A 4,413-nucleotide genomic window follows, 5' to 3' on the forward strand; every position below is an offset into this window, starting at 1 on the left:
GACGATCGCGAGCCGCCCCTCATCCGCCGTGAGACGCGCGGAGTTAAATCACTGATTTGCCCGACGACGGAAGCGGAATGTTTTTTGCTGCAGGGGTGGACAAGGCAAATCACGTTGATTGGCTTAAGGAAAATCGCGCGAATGACACGACGCCGTCATGCCCGGACTTGTCCCGGCCATGACGGAGGAGAGGATTGCGCAATGTGTCCCCCCGTCATTCCGGGGCATCGCGAAGCGATGAGCCCGGAATCCATTTCTCTGTTGCGCGATGGATTCCGGGTTCGTGCTTCGCACGCCCCGGAATGACGGTGGAGTTTGAGGCTCGAGAAGCGGTGGGGTTACGCTTCGCTAAACTTGTCAAATACTATTTCGGCTTGAGTAGTCAAACACATAGCAAAAAGGCGCGCCGACCGCGCTAACGCCAAGCTAACAAGGTCTAAGATACTGTTCGGCGCACTCGCAAGGCAACTGTGCCACGTGGCGCAGTTGAAAAGCGCACCGGCACGGACGGCAACGTCGTTGCCGCTTCGACGGGCCTTCTGCGAGACCGGACACTCGCGCGCGAGCGCACTGCAACAGAGTTATCGTTAACAAAATCACGCCACGTGCATTTTCTCGACGATAACTCGGTCCCCGTCTGAAGACAGGCGGCGCGCTCGCGCGTATTCAATCAGCATCATAACTGGTCACTCGTTTTGACCTTACCGCCGAAGGAGCCGGATCATGCCCGAGCAATCATCTGACCTTGCCCGCGTCGTTCGCGCCCGCGAGGTCTGCCGCCTGATCGGATTATCGCGTCCGACGCTATGGCGGCTAGTGCAGCGCGATCAGTTCCCCAAGCCTTTCAGTTTGTCTTCGTCGGCGGCTGTCGGCTGGTTGGAAGGCGACATACGCGACTGGATCGCGGCACGCGCGGCGCAACGGGATTCGCCCAAGATCGAACCGCGACCATCGCCGCCTGCGCCAGGCACAGCAAACAAATCGATACCGAAACCCGCCCCGGCCTAAAACCCGGGGCTTCTTTTTTGGGTGTCAGTTTTATTGACACCCAGCAACACAAACGTAACCGCGCCGAGAGTGGTGAGAGCGCGTAAGCGAGACCGACAATAGGATGCCCGCCGCTCGTTTTGGGGGCGAAGCGGCGGGCGATGATCACACCACTTCCGGCATGGAGGTGCCGACCATGGATCACGCCAAGATAGTCCTACCGATTCCGGCGTCAAGCCGCCTCAACAGCGCGGGTGAGCGCGATGATTGATCTCGCCCGCCATGTCGGCCTGATCTGCCAACAGGTTCTATTCGTCACCAAACATGCGACCCGTGGCGTTTCCAACAGCAGCGCAACCACCAGCGCGATGCGCGCCATCGTCGCGACGCTCCGTCGTTCCGCAATCTTGATTGAACGCGAAGCCGCACGCCGCGAAGGCGAAGCCGCTGACCAAATCAAGCGCAATGCGATCCTGGCGAAGGATCCCGAGCAGCAGAACAAATAAAATCGCCACTGCCCGGCTCCGCAGGCACTCAGGCGAAGCTGAACAGCAAAACGCAAACAGCAGAGCGCGCACTGTCATGATCAGTCATTGCTGGATGCAAATGCCATGGATGCCGCAAACATCAACTCCATCGCCGCCGATTTCCTCGAAACCATGTTCGATTCCGAGCTGCCGGTTTACATCTGCTCGCTACCCAATGAGCGCAACGATGAAACCGAGCCGGGTGAACGGACGGTCGCCACGCGCGTGCCCTCGCACATCGCGGGATTTGTCGCGAAGTGGGACCGTCCGAAGCGCGGGCTGTTCTTCTGCACCGGCATCGTCAAGCAAGGCGCGCGGCGCGCCAAAGAGAACATCGTCCAAACCGCCTGCCTGCACACGGATATCGATTTCAGCAACCTCGATGGTGATCCTGATCGCGCTGAAGTTCTGCGCCAGCTCGCGCGCCTGAGGTATCCACCGAGCATCATCGTGTTCTCCGGTCACGGGCTGCATTGCTATTGGCTGTTCAAGGAAGCGGTGGACACCCAAGAGAATATCGAGCGGATTGAAACCGCGCTGCGTCAGCTTGCCGACCTGGTCGGTGGTGACTTGCAATGCTGTGAGGTCGCGCGGCTGATGCGGTTGCCCGGCACCCACAACACCAAGGACGGCGAATGGACCGAGGTGGAGATCGTCGAGCAGAACGGCCGCCGCTATGAACTCGATGATCTCGAAGAATGGCTAAGCGAAGCCAGCCCGGTGATCCTGCGCAAGGTAAAGGTACGTGAGCACGCCAAGTCGGTTGGCGAGATCGAGCCCGCCTTCTACGAGCGCTATGCCGAGAAGTACGGCTTCAGGCGACATGTCGATGTCGAAGACCTGTTGCGCGGCATGATCTACATGGGCGGCGACAAATACGGCGTGCATCCGGTTCAGATCAAGGTGACATCGTCGCTGCTCTCGCGCGGCTATCCGCTCGATGAGGTAGTTGATCTTGTGATGGAAGCGACGCGCATTGCGGCTGGCGAGTATAGTGAGCGCTGGAATTGGGTGAGAGAGGAGCGCGCCATTCGCCGCGATGGCACCAAGTGGATCGCGGAGCATCGGGAGGCGATCGAGGAGAAGCAGCGCGAGCGGGATGAAGAAATGACGAACGCAGACCCGCGTTCGACTGTGCCAAAGTCCTCACAGGCGATGCCGGACGCCGAACCGAAAACGCTCGCCGACGTGCATGAGGTCTTTCGCCGCTGGCTTGGCAAGGATTACGACATCGATGCATTGAACGCGGTGCTCTCTGTTGCTGCCTGCGAACGCTTGCCCGGTGATCCGCCGTGGCTGCTGGTGATTTCAGGCAGCGGCAATGCGAAGACCGAAACGGTGCAATCGGTCACCGGCCTTGGCGCGCTGGTGGTCTCGACCATCGCCAGCGACGGCGCGCTGCTGTCGGCATCATCACGGAAACAGAAATCGAAAACGGCGACCGGTGGCCTGCTTCGCGTGATCGGCGAGCGCGGCATTCTGGTGATCAAGGATTTCACCTCGATCATCAGCGCTGCCCGGGAGGTCAGGGGCAGCATTCTCGCAGCCCTCCGCGAGATTTATGACGGCCGTTGGGTTCGCAACGTCGGCACCGATGGCGGTCAGACCCTTAGCTGGGAAGGCCGCCTCGTGGTGATCGGCGCATGCACCACCGCGTGGGACACGGCGCATTCCGTGATTGCCACGATGGGCGACCGCTTCGTCACCATCCGCCCTGATTCCAGCAAAGGCCGGGAAGACCACGGACGGCGCGCAATCCGCAATACCGGCTCCGAGATCACGATGCGTCAGGAGATGGCGGACGCCGTGGCTGGCTTGGTCAGCCACATCGATGTCAATGCGCCGCCTTATGAGCTGACCGATGACGACGAAGACAAGATCGTGAAGGCAGCTGACATCGTGACGCTGGCGCGGACTGGCGTCGAGACCGACTATCGTGGCGACGTGATCGATGCCCACGATCCAGAGGCACCGACACGCCTCGCCAAGCAGTTGACCCAAGTCCTGCGCGGCGCAATGGCTATCGGTATGGACCACGACGCGGCCTTGAATCTCACGATGCGCTGCGCTCGCGACAGCATGCCGCCGCTGCGGCTGGCCGTGCTCAAGGATGTTGCCAACCACCCCGGCTATGATGGGCTCGGCTCACCGGTCATGGATATCCGGCGGCGGCTGCAAAAGCCGCGCACAACCACCGACCGAACCCTGCAAGCCCTGCACATACTCGGGCTTCTGATCTGTCATGAGGAGGAGCGCGAGAAGGGTGACCAAGTGGTGCAGCATCGCCGCTACCGGCTGGCGGATGAGGTCAACATTGCGCCGCTCTACGGCGACGGCCAGCCACCACCGGAACCGGAACCGCCGCCATTCTGAAGTGCGGCCGCCGCCACCATGTCCAGAAAAGTAAGTAAGTGTGTGTATGAGTGTATTAAAAAGAGAGAGCGCCTGTGAGCCGTCTCCAGTTACTTACTTTTCTGGACATGCCGGAGCTGCAGGCTGGGCGGGTCGGACGGGTGGCGCGGGAGCAACCATCAAAAAACGGCGCCGGGCGGCTCAGCGTCGCGAGTGGAAGGACCGCGAGAGTCGCGGCGCTGCCGGGCCATGCAAGCGGATCGACGGTGACCGGGGAGACGTTGGAAGTCATCGCGCGGGCGCCGGACACCCCGGCAAAAATAACGCACCCGGCGGTGGCAGTGCACGGCGGAAATGAAAGCTAGGTCGACATGCTCCGCCCGCCTCCCGGCCGAAGTGAAACCGCTGGTGCCGCCCGTGCCCGGGCACGACGGAACGCGGGAGTCAAAAGTCTGCGGATCTCAGCCCGCGAGCGCCGGTTGTTGCAGCGCTGAAGGTGGCTGGTCGGCTTGGTGACGATGCTGACGTCGAAGCGCTTGAGGCCGCC

At 61.3% G+C, this 4,413-nt stretch carries 5 protein-coding genes; 4 read left to right on the forward strand and 1 reads right to left on the reverse strand.

Annotated features, from left to right (window positions below):
- The 4 genes from ACZXDY_RS44910 to ACZXDY_RS44925 all read left to right on the forward strand — a co-directional run.
- The coding region (locus ACZXDY_RS44910; RefSeq protein WP_464349896.1) for a hypothetical protein at nt 1-306 on the forward strand (306 nt) is incomplete at its 5' end.
- Between the two features lie 417 nt (nt 307-723).
- Nucleotides 724-1,008 (forward strand): helix-turn-helix transcriptional regulator, encoded by a 285-nt coding sequence (locus ACZXDY_RS44915; protein WP_051397378.1) that lies wholly within the window; start codon nt 724-726, stop codon nt 1,006-1,008.
- 242 nt (nt 1,009-1,250) lie between these two features.
- The gene (locus ACZXDY_RS44920; protein ID WP_155255680.1) at nt 1,251-1,493 is read left to right on the forward strand and encodes a hypothetical protein; all 243 of its coding nucleotides are present in this window, start codon (nt 1,251-1,253) and stop codon (nt 1,491-1,493) included.
- Nucleotides 1,494-1,598: 105 nt separating this feature from the next.
- Nucleotides 1,599-3,887 carry a DNA-primase RepB domain-containing protein gene (locus ACZXDY_RS44925; protein ID WP_464349897.1) on the forward strand — a complete coding sequence of 763 codons (2,289 nt, stop codon included), beginning with the start codon at nt 1,599-1,601 and terminating at the stop codon, nt 3,885-3,887.
- A 340-nt stretch (nt 3,888-4,227) separates the two neighbouring features.
- Here the strand turns inward: ACZXDY_RS44925 and ACZXDY_RS44930 are convergent.
- Nucleotides 4,228-4,413 (reverse strand): hypothetical protein (locus tag ACZXDY_RS44930; RefSeq protein ID WP_464349898.1); only part of this gene is annotated, 186 nt, incomplete at its 5' end.

It is taken from the genome of Bradyrhizobium sp. LeoB3, assembly GCF_055456055.1.